This is a genomic window from Micromonospora sp. GCM10011542, assembly GCF_042650685.1.
Taxonomy (GTDB): domain Bacteria; phylum Actinomycetota; class Actinomycetes; order Mycobacteriales; family Micromonosporaceae; genus Micromonospora.
The window spans coordinates 240,142-253,747 of sequence record NZ_JBHSBO010000067.1 but is presented as its reverse complement, the minus strand read 5'-3'; the positions used below and the strand labels follow the sequence as shown (position 1 = coordinate 253,747).

Sequence of the window (13,606 nt, the reverse complement as noted above, 5' to 3'; positions counted from 1 at the left end):
GCTTCGGCCTCACAGTAGGTAATCGGCGATCCAGGCACCTCGCCCCGGCTGCGTGCTCAGCGCTTGACGACGCCGATCACGTTATCCACCGGCACAGGGCCGTTGTGCGAGGAGTCGTTGGCCGCCTCTCGGTAGTCGCCGAGGAGGTAGAGCTTGCCCGCGGGCACGGTGATGGGCTCGAACGTCGCTGGGTCCCCGAAAGCAAGTGGTTTGACGTAGGGCTCGTCCTGGCCGGTGCCGTTACGGATGATCCGGCCCTGAGCGTCGCAGCAGGCGATGGTGTCGCCCGGTACCGCCACCACTCGTAAGATCCGTGACGCTCCATCGGGGTTCCAGCCGTAGCTGTCCGGTGGATCGAACACCACAATATCGCCCGTGCGCGGCTGGTATTCGCCCGGCTTCACCACCTTGGCGGTGACAACAGACCCCTCCGTGATCGTTGGCTCCATGGTGGGCGAGCTGACCTCGTATCGCTTGTTCCGGCCATCATCGCCGAGCGACCCGCAGGCGGTCAGCGACACGACGAATCCGACCAGGACGACCATCTTCCGCACGCCCGGATCATGCCAGCCACCGCGGCCGCACCGTGACCAGGTCTCCGGGCTCAAGCGTCATCGTCGCTCGCTCGCCGGAGTCCAGGTCGTGATACACCGCCCGGACTCGCCCGCTGATCAGTACAGCGTTTCGGTCTTGTGGCGTGGTAGTGGTTACCGCGAGGCTTCGTGGCGTCTGGCCGGAACTCCAGGTAGGCCAGGAACTGGTAGCTGTCGCCGCATGGGTGACCAGTCTCGGTGAGCGACTGTCGCCAGCCTCCATCGCGGAGTGCTTCCGCTTGACGTCGGCAGTGCTCCGCTCGGCCGTTCGCGACCGGATCCTCGGCTTCAACCCGTGCGAAGAGGTGTCGGGGCACGTCAGCATCAAGCCCTACCCGAAGTCGAAGGCGGGTCGGCGTTCGGTACCGATCCCACCGTTCGCGGTTCAGGCGCTCACTCTATCGCTGCCTTCTCGCTGCCTCCGGGCAGCGATTGCCCCTCAGACACGAGTCAAGGCCCCTCGATCGAGGGGCCTTGAACTTGCCATATTCATGGTGGGCGATACTGGGATCGAACCAGTGACCTCTTCGGTGTGAACGAAGCGCTCTCCCGCTGAGCTAATCGCCCTCAGCGACGATGACTCTACCTGATCGTGGGACGGGACCGGAAATCCGGGGTCAGTGCGTCGCGAGGTACTGCATCGTCCGGGCCACCAGGTCGATGCCGAGGCTGTACTTGAGCGAGAGCCAGAGCACCACGGCGACGAAGGCGAGGCCGACGGCGCCGAGCAGGAGGCGTACCGGCAGTGACTGTCGGGTGACCCAACGCGTCCAGCCGTGCACGTGTCGGCGGGTGAAGCCGAGCAGCCGACGGGCCCAGTGGTATTCGACGGCCCAGATGCCCAGCCCCGCGATGACCAGCAGCCAGCCGGGCCCGGGCAGCGGGATGAGGGCGATGCCGAGGGTCACCACCAGCGCCCCGGCGATGGAGATGAAGATCTTGAGGGCGATCCGGCCGGTGGGGTTGGCGCGGATCAGTTCGAGGGTGGTGGAGATCCGCTCCTGCCAGCGGGGGCGTCGCGGCGGATCGGCGACCGCGGTGCCACCCCCGCCGCGCCTCGCACCGTCACCGTCCCGCCCGGCACCGCCGGGACGGCCACCGCCGGACCCGTCGGCGCGGGACCGACCCGCGCCGGGCCGACCGGCGCCAGCATCAGAAGACCGCCCCGCACCAGAACCGCCGGACCCCGGCCGACCGGGTCGTTCGTGCTGCTCCATCGGCACCCCGTACCCCCGCTTTTCGGCTGCTCGGACCGCGACGTTCGGCGTGCCGGACGCTGCGGACGGATCCACTGAGGATCGCTTCGCCACCATTTCACCCCCCAGTGTCGCCCGGGCCCGTCACTGCAAGCGCCGACTGGACGTTACCGGAGTAAGTCGACGACTGAACCACCCGATGCCGGGCGGGATCACGCACTGGGCAGAACCGGAAATCCTACATGAATCCTCACATTCACGCGGACGATCCGACCCCCTTCCCACCACTGGGTGAAGTCAGCGTATGGCGGAGCGTAGCCAGGAGTAGCACCTGAGTATGGGAAAAGCGGGACACGCGCGTTCCGCAGCGGTGCCGGGGGGAGAACGTCCATGAGTGTCATCCGACCGACGACCGTAGAGGTCGAGACGTCGCTAAGGCTCGTCGCACCTGACGCCACCGCCTTGCCGGTGCGTGCCAGTCTGCGCTACGACCCTGCTGACCCGTATGCGGTCCATGTCCTGTTCCATGCCGAATCCGCCGGCGGCGAGGCGGTGAGCTGGTCCTTCGCCCGCGAACTGCTGGTCACCGGCCTCGACGAACCGGCCGGCATCGGCGATGTCCGGGTCTGGCCCTGGGCCACCCCGCGCGGCGACTTCGTCGCGCTGGCCCTCTCGTCACCGGACGGCAACGCCCTCTTCGAGGTGCCGCGCAGCGTCCTGGTGCGTTTCCTTCGACGGACCTACGTCGTCGTCCCGCGCGGCCGCGAGGCCGAGCACCTGGACGTCGACACGGCGGTGAACCGGCTGCTCGCCGGTCGCTGAAACACCGGTAACACCGGCCACACGGGGCCGCGCGGATCTGCCGAGTCCGCGCGGCTCCCGCACACCCGGGGGTACGCGGACAGCGTCGCGCCCCCGGGTGGCGCTCAGCCGTGCGTGGTGATGCCGCCGTCGACGGGGATCACCGCGCCGGTGAGGTACGCGCCGGCGCGCGAGGAGAGGTAGATGGCCGTGCCGGCCATGTCCTCCGGGCGCCCGATCCGTCCCAGTGGTACCTGCTGCTCGATGGTGGTCCGGGTGGTCGGGTCGTTCAGCGCGAACGCCATCATCTTGCTCTCGAACGGCCCGGGCGCGATCGCGTTGACCGTGATCCGCTCGCCGGCGAGCTGGTGGGCCAGGCTGCGGGTGAGCATGTGCACGGCCGCCTTGGTGGCGGAGTAGGCGTACACCTCCATCCAAGGCACCCGGATGCCGTCGATCGACCCGATGTTGATCACGCGGGCGGGGTCGTCGTCGGTGGCGGCGGCGCGCAGCTCGGGCAGGAGCGCGGTGGTGAGGCGGAAGACGGCCTTGACGTTAACCGCCCAGAGCTTGTCGAACGCGGCCTCGGGGTAGTTCTCCAGCGGCGCCCCCCAGGTCGCGCCGGCGTTGTTGACCAGCACGTCGAGTCGGGGGAAGCGCTCCCGCACGGCGGCGGCCAGTTCCTCGGCCCCGGCGTCGTGGCCGAGGTCGGCCGGGATCGCCTCGCACCGCCCCTCGGCGGAGAGTTCCTTGGCCACCGCCTCGCAGACGTCGGCCTTCCGCGACGAGATGATGACGCGGGCGCCGGCCCGGACGAACCCCTGGGCGATCATCAGACCGATCCCCCGCGACCCACCGGTGACCAGGACCGTCTTGCCTTCGACCGAGAACAGTTGAGTCATGCCCATCCCATCGAGTCGGCGGGTGCGCCGGTCCGACGTGCGTCCGGCGGGCGCCGGGCGCGGAGCGCGGACCGGGCGGCGCTACCGCCGGGTAACGTAGCCCGGCCGCCGGGACCACGACAAGCCCCCCGACCGGCGAGCCACCGCCCGGGGCGCGCATCGAACGAGTCGGCGTCGCGGGGACCAGAGTGGACCCGGTCGAGATGCGGTGACCTGCGGATGCGGCTACGGTCGCAGGCGATGCTCTCTCCGATTTCCCTCCCCGCGGCGATGATCGGCACGGCACCACCCGTACCCGACGAGATAGCCATGGCCTCCCTGGCCGACCTGGCCCGTGACCCGGGCTGGTGTCGACCGGTGCTCGTCGAACGCGACCTGCTGATCCTGACCACGCGTGGGCACGGCGACGCCGAGCTGGATTTCCACATGCTGCCCTGCCGTCCCGGCACCCTGCTGCGGGTCCGCGCCGGCCAGGCGCTGCGCTGCGCCGGCCCGCAGTTCGACGCCACCGTGGTGAGCTGGGACGCCGAGGCGGTGCGCGGTCTGGACGTCGACCCGGACGCGCTGCCCACCTGGCGGCAACTCGCCGGCGAGGACGAGGACGCGGTCATCAGCGAGGTGAGCCAGTTGGCGGTGGACTGCCAGCGGCACCGCGACACGCCCGCCGCCCGTGGCCTGCTGCGCCACCAGTTGGCCGTGCTGCTGCTCCGGCTGGCGCTGCCCGACTCGGGGCAGCCGGCCCCCCGCCCGGAGGCGGAGACGTTCGCCCGGCTGTGTCGGGAGGTGGAGCACGGCTACCAGCACACCCGACGGGTGGAGGACTACGCGTCCCAGCTCGGCTGCTCGGTGCGTACCCTGACCCGCGCCTGCCTGGCCGTCACCGGCCGCAGCGCCAAGCAGGTCATCGACGAGCGGGTCGCGTTGCAGGCCAGTCGGCTGCTCGCCGCGACGGACGAGCCGATCGCCCGGATCGGCCGCCGCCTCGGCTTCACCGAGCCCACCAACTTCGGCCGCTTCTTCACCCGCGAGGTGGGGGTCAGCCCCGGGGCGTTCCGGGCCGCCCGGGACCAGCCGCCGGCCGGCCGGGTGGTCCGCCCCCGGTCACCGGTCGAGTCCTCGGCCGCCAACGCCGGCCGGTTCCGGCCGACCGTGCTGAGCGAGCCGGCGAACGGCGCCACCGGGCACGGCAACCGACCGGGGTCGCCCGGCGGGCCGGGCGCCGGTGCCGGGCGGGCATGATGACCGGGTGCAGATCTCCGCGCGCGGCGACTACGCGGTACGGGCGGCACTGAGCCTCGCCGCCGCGTACCCCTCGCTGCTGTCCACCCAGGTCATCGCGGCGGAGCAGGACATGCCGCGCAAGTTCCTGGAGGCGGTCCTGGCCGACCTGCGCCGGGCCGGGATCGTCCGGGCCCAGCGCGGCGCCGAGGGTGGCTACACCCTCGCTCGCCCGCCCCGCGAGGTGACCGTGGGCGCGGTGCTGCGCGCGGTGGAGGGTCCGCTGGCCGGGGTACGCGGCCTGCGCCCGGAGGAGACCCGGTACGAGGGTGCGGCGGAGAACCTGCCCAGGCTCTGGGTGGCGGTACGCGCCGCCGTCCGCCGGGTGGTCGACGAGGTGAGCCTCGCCGAGATCGTCAGCGGTCGCCTGCCCGCCCACGTCCGCAGGCTCACCGCCCTCCCCGACGCCTGGGAACCCCGCTGACCCCTGCTCACAGTAGGGATTGACGCCGCCCAACGCTCCGTCCATGCCGGACGATCAAGAGGGTTTCGGATTTCGGTGGTTCGGGCATGTTCGATCTCGACACGGCAGGGAACGGTGACGAGGGGAGTCCTCCGATGGGCCTCATGTTTCGCAAGCGCAAGAAGTACGGTCCGATCATCCTGAACTTCACCGAGAACGGCTTCTCCTCGTGGAGCATCAAGATCGGTCGCTGGTCCTGGAACTCCAAGGCCAGGGCGCACCGGGTCGACCTGCCGGGTCCGCTGTCCTGGAAGCAGGACAAGTCCCGGTCGTAGCGTCCCGGGGGTCGAGCGGGGTGCCGGTGACTCACCGGCACCCCGCTCGGCGTTCGCGGACCGCCGGAAACGGCCGGCCGTGGTCAGCCGGCCGTGGTCAGGTCGTGGCGGAGGCGATGACCTCGTCGCCGGCGAGCCGGCCGGAGTCGCGCTCGCGGCGCAGTGCGCCCGAGTCGAGCAGGCCGGTCAGCGCGCCGGTGGCGTCGGCGGCCCGGTAGACGGTCGCGGTGGCCGCGTGCCGGCGCAGCTCGGTGACCGTGAGCGGGCCGCGGCGGCGTAGCTCGGCCAGCAGCTCGGCGGCCAGCGGCTCGGGGTCGGGATCGGCCGTGGCGTCGACCGGCGCGGCCTGCGGGTCGGCCGGGTCGCGGTAGGCCAAGCCGGCGGTCGCGCCGGCTGCCCAGAGCGCCTCCTTGACCGCGTCCAGGCTGCGGTCCGAGCGGGTGGCGAGGGCGAGCACGGAGGGCGTGGTGCCGGCCGACGGCACCAGCTCCACCTCGGTGACCAGCGGGAAGCCGGCGGCGGTCAGTGCATCCCGGACGCTGGCGCCGGCGTACAACAGCAGCTCACCGGCCCGGCCGTTGGCGGCGGCGGCCAGCACCGCGGGGTCGGCGGCGCCGGGCACGGCCACGAAGCAGAACAGCGGGGCACCGGCCGCGCCGGCCGCCTTCACCGCGACCGGCAGCCGCTCGGGCGTGCCCGGCAGCACGTGCAGGGTCACCTCCGCGGGCAGCCCTGCTTCGAGCGGGCCCAGCCGGGCCGGCAGGTCCGCCGCCGCGTCGGCGAGCACCAGGACCGTCAGCCGACGCCCGCGGAGCCGGTCGGCGTGCGCGGCGACCACCGCCAGCGCGGCGGCGGCGCCGTCCGCGTCGCCGACGTACGCGACGGTGGCCCGCCGGGAGCGGTTCAGCGCCCCCGGCAGCCAGCTCTCGAGCTGACGGGCCAGCAGGTCACGAAGGAGTGCGGCGGTGCGGTCGGTCGGCATCGGTCCGTTCTACCGTACGGCCGGTCAGGCCGGGACGGAGATCCCCACCCCACCGCGGGTCTGACCGCCGTAGCGCTGCCGTTCGGCGGCCAGGTCGAGCCGGCCGATCCGCTTGCGGGCGGCCAGCGCGGCGTCGTCCAACCGGTCGGCCGGGACCAGCCAGACCACCTCGAACTCCAGGCCGTCCGGGTCCTGCCCGTAGAGGCTCTTGGTGGTGCCGTGATCGGAGGTGCCGACCAGCGCACCGGCGGCGGACAGCCGTTCGGCGGTGGCGGCCAGCTCGTCGAGGGTGTCCACCTCCCAGGCCAGGTGGTAGAGCCCGACGGTGCTCCGGCCGGCGGTCGACGGGCCCGCGCCGGCGCCGACCTCGAAGAGGCCGAGGTCGTGGTCGTTGGTGGAGTCGGGGGCCTGGAGGAAGGTGGCGCCCCGGAATCCGTCCGGGGTCATCGCGACCGGGCGGAAGCCCAGCACCTCGCGGTAGAAGGCGACACTGCGGGCGAGGTCACTGACGTAGAGGACCGCGTGGTTGAGCCGGTGGATTCCCATGGCACCCACGGTACCGCGATTTAGTTGAACTCTCAACCAAAGTGGGTATGATGGCCGTCATGACCCGGTGGTTGGACTCCGACGAGCAGCGCACGTGGCGGGCGTTCCTGACCGCCTCCCGGGCGCTGATGGACACGCTCGACCGGGAGCTGCAACGCGACGCGGGCATGCCGCACGCCTACTACGAGATCCTGGTCCGGCTCTCGGAGGCGCCCGGGCGCCGGCTGCGGATGAGCGAGCTGGCCGAGGCGGCCGGGTCGTCGCGCAGCCGGCTCTCGCACGCTGTGGCCCGCCTGGAGGCCGCCGGCTGGGTCCGCCGCGAGGAGTGCCCGACCGACCGACGCGGGCAGGTCGCGCTGCTCACCGACGCCGGATTCGCCACCCTCGCCGCCGCCGCGCCGGGCCACGTCGAGGGGGTACGCCGGCACCTGTTCGACGCGCTGAGCCCCGCCCAGGTCGACCAGCTGCGCCGGATCAGCGAGACGCTGGCCGAGCACCTGACGAGATCCTGACCGATCGACACCGGCGCGGGTCTTGTACTTACCGTCGTCGGATGAGCACGATGGGGCGTGGCATCCGGCTTCGGCGAACTGACTGATCAGGCGCACCACCTGGTGTCGGCCGGCGACCTGGCCGCTGCCCAGCGGCTGCTCTCCGACGCGCTCACCGACGCCGACCCCCGCCCGGCCAACGCCACTCCCGAGCTGGCCGAGGCGGCCAGCCTCCAGGCACGGGTGCTGGTGGCCCTCGGCGAGCCGCACTCCGCCCGGGGCTGGGCCGCCTTCGCGTACGCGGCCACCACCCGGTTGCACGGCCGCTCCGACCCGCGCACGGTGGCCGCCGCGGCGACCCTGGCAGCGGTGCTGCACCGGGTCGGCAGCCACTCCCGGGCCGCCCGGCTCTACCAGGACGTCATCATCGAGCTGACCGCACAGGACGGTCCCGAGTCGCTGCGGGTGCTCGCCGCGCACGCCGACCTGGCCACCGTGGAGTACGCCCGGGGGCAGTGCACAGTGGCCCGCGACCGCCTCCAGGACGCCTGGGAGCTGCACCGCGAGATCTACGGCGACGGGCATCCCAGCGGCATCAAGATGCTGGCCCGGCTCGGGGCGATGCAGCGCGACTGCGGCGAGTTCGCCGAGGCGCACGACAACCTGGCCCTCGCCCGCGAGCTGTGCCGGCAGCACCTGGCCGCCGACGACTCGCTCGCCGTCCAGGTGGCGGCGCTGGCCCGGGCGGCCGCCAACCCCGACCATGTCTGCGCGCAGAGTCCGCCCACCGCCCGGGACACCCCGGTGGTGCCGGCCGCCCGCACCCCGCCGCACCACGACGGGCCCGTCGAGTCCGGGTACCACCCACCGGAGCCGGAGCACGTCGGCCCGGCCGCCGCCGGCGCGGTGCCGACCCAGCGGCAGCCAGCCGACCCCGCCGACGCCTCGGAGGCCCCGTGGGGGCCGGCCGACCCGGCCGTGCCCCCGTCGGTGGTGGGGCTGACGGGCGGCCCGGCCGAGGAGGCCGCCGGGGTGCACCGGCTGTACCGGCCGGGCGCGGAGCCCGAGCCGTACCAGCCGTCCCGACTGCTGCCCGTGCCGGTGCACCGGGCGTCCCCGCCGCCCCGCAACCGGCTGGTACCCGTGCTGATCGGCGGGGTGGTCGTGGTCCTGCTGGGCGCGGCGGCGGTGATCGCGGGCGTGGCGCGGGTCGACGGCGACGACGACCCTCCCCCGCCGGCCGGCACCGCCTCCTCCAGCGCCCCGCCCACCGGCTCCACCGCACCCGCACCGGCCGGCGCCGCACCGACCCCGAGCACCACCGGAGCGCCGCTGGGCAGCCCACCCACGGCGGTGACCCTGCGCGACACCCGGGACAGCATCACGCTGCGCTGGTCGTACCCGGCGGGCGGCGAGGGGCCGGTGGTGATCGCCGGCGGTCGGGCCGGCGAGGGCCGCAACGTCTTCGCCACGCTGCCCGCCGGCACCACCAGCTACGTCGTGTACGCGCTGAACCGCACCAACGACTACTGCTTCACCGTCGCCGTCGTGTGGTCCACCGACACGGTCGCCAGTTCCAGAGAGGTCTGCACCCGCCGTCGCTGAACCGGGGTGGCGGAGGTGACGGTGCGTCAGGGCCGGCGCGCTGGCCCGTGCATGTCTTCCTCGCTTTGCTCTGCTTCAACCCGCGCAACACCGGCTGTGAGCAGCGATAACGTCGAACCGAGGGCTGCAGTCCCGGACGGCCGAGGTCACCGACGGTGACTGTTGCGTGGGGTGAAGCAGAGCAAAGGACGCGGCGAGGGTCACCCCGTCCGGCCGCGTTACCGGGAGGGGGTCGACGGCTCGTCGGCGCTGGGCGGCAGCGCCGGCAGCAGCAGGCGTACCCGCAGACCCGACCCTGCGCCCACCGGATCGCCGGGCAAGGCGGCGGCCTCGGCGTGCGCCGGACCGGCGTCGGTCAGGGTGATGCTGCCGCCGGCACGGCGGACCAGTTCGCGCACGATGGCCAGGCCCAGGCCGGCCCCGCCGTCGTCGCGCGCGCGCCCGTCGTCGAGCCGGGTGAACCGGTCGAAGACCCGGTCCCGGTCCCCCGCCGGGATCCCCGGGCCGTCGTCGGTCACCGTCACCAGGTGGTACGCCCTGCCGTCGGGCGTAGCGGGTGCCGGCGCGGCGGTCAGCACCACGCTGTCACGGGCGTGCCGGACCGCGTTGTCGACCAGGTTGGCCAGCACCCGACGCAGTTCGCCGGCGTCGCCGACCGTCCAGAGCGGTTGGTCGGGCGGCGCCACCCGCACCGGCGGTGACGGGCAGCGCGACGCCACGTCGGCCAGCAGCTCACCCAGCTCGACCGGCCCTGTGCCGCGTGCCGGCGGCGCCTCGTCGAGGCGGGCCAGCAGCAGCAGGTCGTCGACCAGCCGGCTCAGCCGTTCCGTGTCGGCGAGCAGGTTGGTGGTCACCGCCGCCCAGTCGGTACGCCCGGCGAGCCGCTGCGCCACCTCCAACTCGGTACGGATGTTGGTCAGCGGGCTGCGCAGCTCGTGGGCGGCGTCGGAGACGAAGGCCCGCTGCCGGTCCCGCGCGGACGCCAACCGGTCCAGCATCCCGTTGAGAGTCAGCGCCAGTCGGTGGATCTCGTCGGCCGAGGCGGGTACCGGCAGGCGCTCCGTCCCGGCCCGTCCGGTGATCTCCTCGGCGCCGCGGCGCAGCACCTCCACCGGCCGCAGGGTCGCGCCCACCACCCGCCAGGCCACCGCGGCGAGAGCCGCCACCAGCAGCGGGAAGGCCACCAGCAGGATGGTCCGCACCACGTCGATGCTGTGCCGCACGTCGGCCATCGAGCGGGCCACCAGCACGGTGAGCGGGTCGGCCGACGTGCCGGCGGGCACCGTCACCACCCGGACCGGCCCGGCCAGCCCCACCCGCTCCCCCGGTACCTCCAGCCGCTGGCGCCGGTCCCGGTCCAGCCGCCCGGGCTGGACCATGGGCACCAGCCGGTCGGCGTCGATCGACGCGGCCCGGATCCGGCCCTGGGCGTCGACCACCTGGACGCGGACCTGACCCCCGGCGACCGGGAGCGGATCGGGCAGCGCGTCCTCGGCGGCGAGCAGCGCGACCGCGTCCCCGGTCCGGAACGCCTCCGTGTCGACGGTGCGCTGGAGCACGTAACCGAGGGTGCCGAGCAGCACCACCCCGCCGAGGGCCAGCCCGACGGTGAGCCCGAGCACCCCGATCGCCATCAACCGGCCGCGCAGCCCGAGCACCGGCAGCCAACCGGGGCGGCGCCACCGGGAGCGGATCATGTCGCCAGCCGGTAGCCGGCGCCCCGGACGGTCTCCAGCCGGTCCCGGCCGAGCTTGCGTCGCAGGTAGCCGACGTACACCTCGACGGCGTTGGGCGCGGTCTGCAGGCTGGCGTCCCAGACGTGGTCCAGCAGCTCGGTCTTGGACACCACCTGACCGGGCCGACGCATCAGGTAGTCCAGCAACGCGAACTCGCGGGCGGTGAGCGCCACCTCGGCATCGGCCCGGGTCACCCGCCGCCGGGCCGGGTCGAGCCGCAGGTCGCCGACGGCCAGCACCGCCGGACGCTCCGGCGCGCCCCGGCGCAGCAGCGCGCGCAACCGGGCCAGCAGCACCACGTACGAGAAGGGCTTGGTGAGGTAGTCGTCGGCGCCGCAGTCCAGGCCGTCGGCCTCGTCGTACTCGCCGTCCTTCGCGGAGAGCATCAGCACCGGCAGCCAGTGCTGCTCGGCGCGCAGTCGCCGGACCACCTCGTAGCCGGAGAGGCCGGGCAGCATCACGTCGAGGACCATCGCGTCGTACCCGCCGTGCCGGGCGGCGTCCAACCCGGCCGGGCCGGTGGCCGCCACGTCGACCGCGAACCCCTCCGCCTGCAGGCCACGTTGCAGGGCGGCCGCCAACCGGGCCTCGTCCTCCACCACCAGCAACCGCACGGGTCAAGGGTGCCACCGGAGTCAACCGTGGCGTACCGGCGTCCTCAGCACACTCACAGCCCCGACCGGGCAGGATGTCGGGCAGGAGGTACCCACCATGTCCGTTCTGTACAGCCGTCCCGTCCTGCGCTGGCTGGTCCCGGCGACCGCGGCCGTCGCCGTCATCGGTGGCGGGGCCGCGATCGGCACGTTCGCCGCCGAGGCCGAACCGAGCCTGCCGCCCCGCACCGCCGCCCAACTCCTGGTCGACCTGCAGACCTCGCGGTTGGAGGGGCTCTCCGGCACCGTCGTGCAGCGCGCCGACCTCGGCCTGCCGCCGCTGGTGGGGCTGGTGCCCGGCAACGAGCTGACCACCCTGCTGACCGGCACGCACACCCTGCGGGTCTGGCACTCCGGGCCGGACCGGCAGCGGGTGGCGCTGCTGGACACGCTCGGCGAGCAGGACGTGATCCGCAACGGCCGGGACGTCTGGACCTGGCAGAGCCGCGGCAACACGGCGACCCACCGCACGCTCGGCGCCGACGCCGCCGGAAAGCCGGCGCCCGAGGCCGGGCAGAGCCTGCCGGCGACCCCGCGCGAGGCCGCCGACCTGGCGCTGTCCGCGATCGACCCGAGCACCCAGGTCACCGTGGGTCGCTCGGCCACCGTGGCCGGGCGCGACGCCTACGAGCTGGTGCTCCAACCGCGCGACGGCGCCTCGCTGGTACACCAGTTGCGGATCGCCATCGACGCCAGGGAGCACGTGCCGCTGCGCTTCGAGGTGCTGGCGAAGGGCAGCGACCAGCCGGCGTTCGAGGTGGCCTTCACCCAGGTCGACTACCGGCGGCCGGACGCCGACCAGTTCGCCTTCAACCCGCCGCCCGGCGTCACCGTCACCGAGGAGTCCGCCGAGCGGCCGGCCGCCGGCAAGCCGGACCGCAGGGAGACCGTCGGCGACCCGCGGGTACGCGCCGTGGGTACCGGCTGGACCACCGTGCTGGTCGCCCGCACCGACGGCGTCACCGGCGGCAAGCCCGCCGGCGTGAGCGGCGGTAAGCCGGCCGAGGCCGCTGGCGGCAAGCCGGCGGGCGGGGGCGCCCCGGACGTGGACGTGTCGAAGCTGCTCGGCGGGCTGCCCGCGGTCAGCGGCGACTGGGGCAGTGGCCGGCTGCTCACCGGCAAGCTGTTCAGCGTGCTGCTCACCGACGACGGCCGGGTGCTGGCCGGCGCGGTCACCCCGGAGCGGCTCTACCAGGTCGCCCGCGGCTGAACCCCGACATCGCGCCGGGTCGACCCGCTGGTCGGCCCGGCGCTTCGTCGCGCCGCACCGGACTGCGGCCCCGGGTCAGGCGGTGACGGTCGCGTCGAGGGCGGTGAGGAAGGCCTCCGCGAGCACCGCGTGCCCGGCCAGGAACGGGTGCACCCGGTCGTCGGCCCAGCGCGTCGCCGGGCTGACCGCCAACACCCGGTCGAACGCCGCCTGGGTGGGCACGTGGACCGCGTCGAACTCCTTGGCCAGCCCGTCGACCACGGCGGCGTACCGGTCGGTGTCGGCGCGCTGCGGCTCGGCCCGGTCCGGCTCGATGAGGTACGGGTCGGCGAGGACCAGCCGACAGCCGGTGGCGTCCACCGCGCGGCGCAGCAGCCCGCGCAGGGTGCGCTCGTACTCGTCAATCGGGACGGCCTCGTCCGGCCGGTCGCCGTAGCCGCGCCAGATGTCGTTGATGCCGATCATCACCGAGAGCCAGTCCGGGTGTTGGGCGACCGCGTCGTCCTCCCAGCGGGCGGCCAGGTGCCGGACCGTGTCACCACTCACACCGCGGTTGACCCACTCCAGCTCCAGCCCGGGGAAGCGGGCGGTGACCAGCGCGCGGACCAGGCTCACGTAGCCGCTGCCGTACGGCGCGGCGGCATCGCGGCGACCGCAGTCGGTGATGCTGTCGCCGATGAAGACGACCCGTTGCCCGGTCCGCAGGATCATGCGCCGCCACCTCGCGATCACCGGGCGCATCTCACCGGCCGGCTTGGTCGCAGCCGGCGTGACGCGCTATCTTCAACAGTTCGAGGGCACAAAAAAGAACGGCCAATAAGCCGTTCCTGCGGGGAATTCTATTCTTTAGGGAGACGGCTTGTCAAGGCACCCCG

The 13,606-nt window shown here is 73.5% G+C and carries 15 protein-coding genes and 1 tRNA gene; 7 read left to right on the top strand and 9 right to left on the bottom strand.

What is annotated here, in order from left to right; genetic code table 11:
- Positions 1–56: 56 nt before the first annotated feature.
- From lepB to ACFOW4_RS29200, 3 genes are all read right to left on the bottom strand, one after another.
- Positions 57–545, bottom strand: a complete 489-nt coding sequence (gene lepB / locus ACFOW4_RS29210; RefSeq protein WP_377533588.1) for a signal peptidase I — start codon at positions 543–545, stop codon at positions 57–59.
- A 540-nt stretch (positions 546–1,085) separates the two neighbouring features.
- Positions 1,086–1,160: transfer RNA gene (locus ACFOW4_RS29205), tRNA-Val, on the bottom strand.
- Between the two features lie 50 nt (positions 1,161–1,210).
- Positions 1,211–1,885 (bottom strand): TIGR02611 family protein, encoded by a 675-nt coding sequence (locus tag ACFOW4_RS29200; protein ID WP_377533502.1) that lies wholly within the window; start codon positions 1,883–1,885, stop codon positions 1,211–1,213.
- Positions 1,886–2,179: 294 nt separating this feature from the next.
- Here ACFOW4_RS29200 and ACFOW4_RS29195 point away from each other — a divergent pair, with 294 nt between their 5' ends.
- Positions 2,180–2,611 carry an SsgA family sporulation/cell division regulator gene (locus ACFOW4_RS29195; protein ID WP_007457244.1) on the top strand — a complete coding sequence of 144 codons (432 nt, stop codon included), beginning with the start codon at positions 2,180–2,182 and terminating at the stop codon, positions 2,609–2,611.
- 104 nt (positions 2,612–2,715) lie between these two features.
- Here ACFOW4_RS29195 and ACFOW4_RS29190 read toward each other — a convergent pair whose 3' ends face one another.
- Positions 2,716–3,492, bottom strand: a complete 777-nt coding sequence (locus ACFOW4_RS29190; protein ID WP_377533501.1) for a RhlG family 3-oxoacyl-ACP reductase — start codon at positions 3,490–3,492, stop codon at positions 2,716–2,718.
- Positions 3,493–3,732: 240 nt separating this feature from the next.
- Between ACFOW4_RS29190 and ACFOW4_RS29185 the strand changes: the two genes are divergently transcribed.
- The 3 genes from ACFOW4_RS29185 (at position 3,733) to ACFOW4_RS29175 (ending at position 5,508) form a co-directional block, all read left to right on the top strand.
- Positions 3,733–4,731 (top strand): helix-turn-helix transcriptional regulator, encoded by a 999-nt coding sequence (locus ACFOW4_RS29185; RefSeq protein WP_377533500.1) that lies wholly within the window; start codon positions 3,733–3,735, stop codon positions 4,729–4,731.
- Between the two features lie 7 nt (positions 4,732–4,738).
- The gene (locus ACFOW4_RS29180; RefSeq protein WP_377533499.1) at positions 4,739–5,194 is read left to right on the top strand and encodes an RrF2 family transcriptional regulator; all 456 of its coding nucleotides are present in this window, start codon (positions 4,739–4,741) and stop codon (positions 5,192–5,194) included.
- Between the two features lie 134 nt (positions 5,195–5,328).
- The gene (locus ACFOW4_RS29175) at positions 5,329–5,508 is read left to right on the top strand and encodes a DUF4236 domain-containing protein (protein WP_030333600.1); all 180 of its coding nucleotides are present in this window, start codon (positions 5,329–5,331) and stop codon (positions 5,506–5,508) included.
- A 97-nt stretch (positions 5,509–5,605) separates the two neighbouring features.
- On the opposite strand, the gene ACFOW4_RS29170 is transcribed toward ACFOW4_RS29175, so the two are convergent.
- Both ACFOW4_RS29170 and ACFOW4_RS29165 read right to left on the bottom strand, forming a co-directional pair.
- Positions 5,606–6,490: a hypothetical protein gene (locus ACFOW4_RS29170; RefSeq protein WP_377533498.1), complete on the bottom strand. Its 885-nt coding sequence runs from the start codon at positions 6,488–6,490 to the stop codon at positions 5,606–5,608.
- A gap of 24 nt (positions 6,491–6,514) precedes the next feature.
- The gene (locus ACFOW4_RS29165; protein ID WP_377533497.1) at positions 6,515–7,036 is read right to left on the bottom strand and encodes a VOC family protein; all 522 of its coding nucleotides are present in this window, start codon (positions 7,034–7,036) and stop codon (positions 6,515–6,517) included.
- A 50-nt stretch (positions 7,037–7,086) separates the two neighbouring features.
- On the opposite strand from ACFOW4_RS29165, the gene ACFOW4_RS29160 reads away from it, so the two are divergent.
- Together ACFOW4_RS29160 and ACFOW4_RS29155 are read left to right on the top strand one after the other, a co-directional pair.
- Positions 7,087–7,548 (top strand): MarR family winged helix-turn-helix transcriptional regulator, encoded by a 462-nt coding sequence (locus ACFOW4_RS29160; RefSeq protein ID WP_377533496.1) that lies wholly within the window; start codon positions 7,087–7,089, stop codon positions 7,546–7,548.
- A 57-nt stretch (positions 7,549–7,605) separates the two neighbouring features.
- Positions 7,606–9,132, top strand: a complete 1,527-nt coding sequence (locus tag ACFOW4_RS29155; RefSeq protein WP_377533495.1) for a tetratricopeptide repeat protein — start codon at positions 7,606–7,608, stop codon at positions 9,130–9,132.
- A 218-nt stretch (positions 9,133–9,350) separates the two neighbouring features.
- Here the strand turns inward: ACFOW4_RS29155 and ACFOW4_RS29150 are convergent, their stop codons facing one another.
- Entirely contained in the window at positions 9,351–10,766 is a 1,416-nt protein-coding gene (locus ACFOW4_RS29150; RefSeq protein ID WP_377533587.1) for an ATP-binding protein, read from the bottom strand.
- Between the two features lie 59 nt (positions 10,767–10,825).
- On the bottom strand, positions 10,826–11,482 hold the full coding sequence (locus tag ACFOW4_RS29145) for a response regulator transcription factor (RefSeq protein WP_377533494.1): 657 nt from the start codon (positions 11,480–11,482) through the stop codon (positions 10,826–10,828).
- A gap of 97 nt (positions 11,483–11,579) precedes the next feature.
- Between ACFOW4_RS29145 and ACFOW4_RS29140 the strand changes: the two genes are divergently transcribed.
- Positions 11,580–12,731, top strand: a complete 1,152-nt coding sequence (locus ACFOW4_RS29140) for an outer membrane lipoprotein carrier protein LolA (RefSeq protein WP_377533493.1) — start codon at positions 11,580–11,582, stop codon at positions 12,729–12,731.
- Positions 12,732–12,806: 75 nt separating this feature from the next.
- Here the strand turns inward: ACFOW4_RS29140 and ACFOW4_RS29135 are convergent, their stop codons facing one another.
- Positions 12,807–13,442, bottom strand: coding sequence for an SGNH/GDSL hydrolase family protein (locus ACFOW4_RS29135; protein WP_377533492.1), 636 nt, complete (start codon positions 13,440–13,442; stop codon positions 12,807–12,809).
- Positions 13,443–13,606 lie beyond the last annotated feature (164 nt).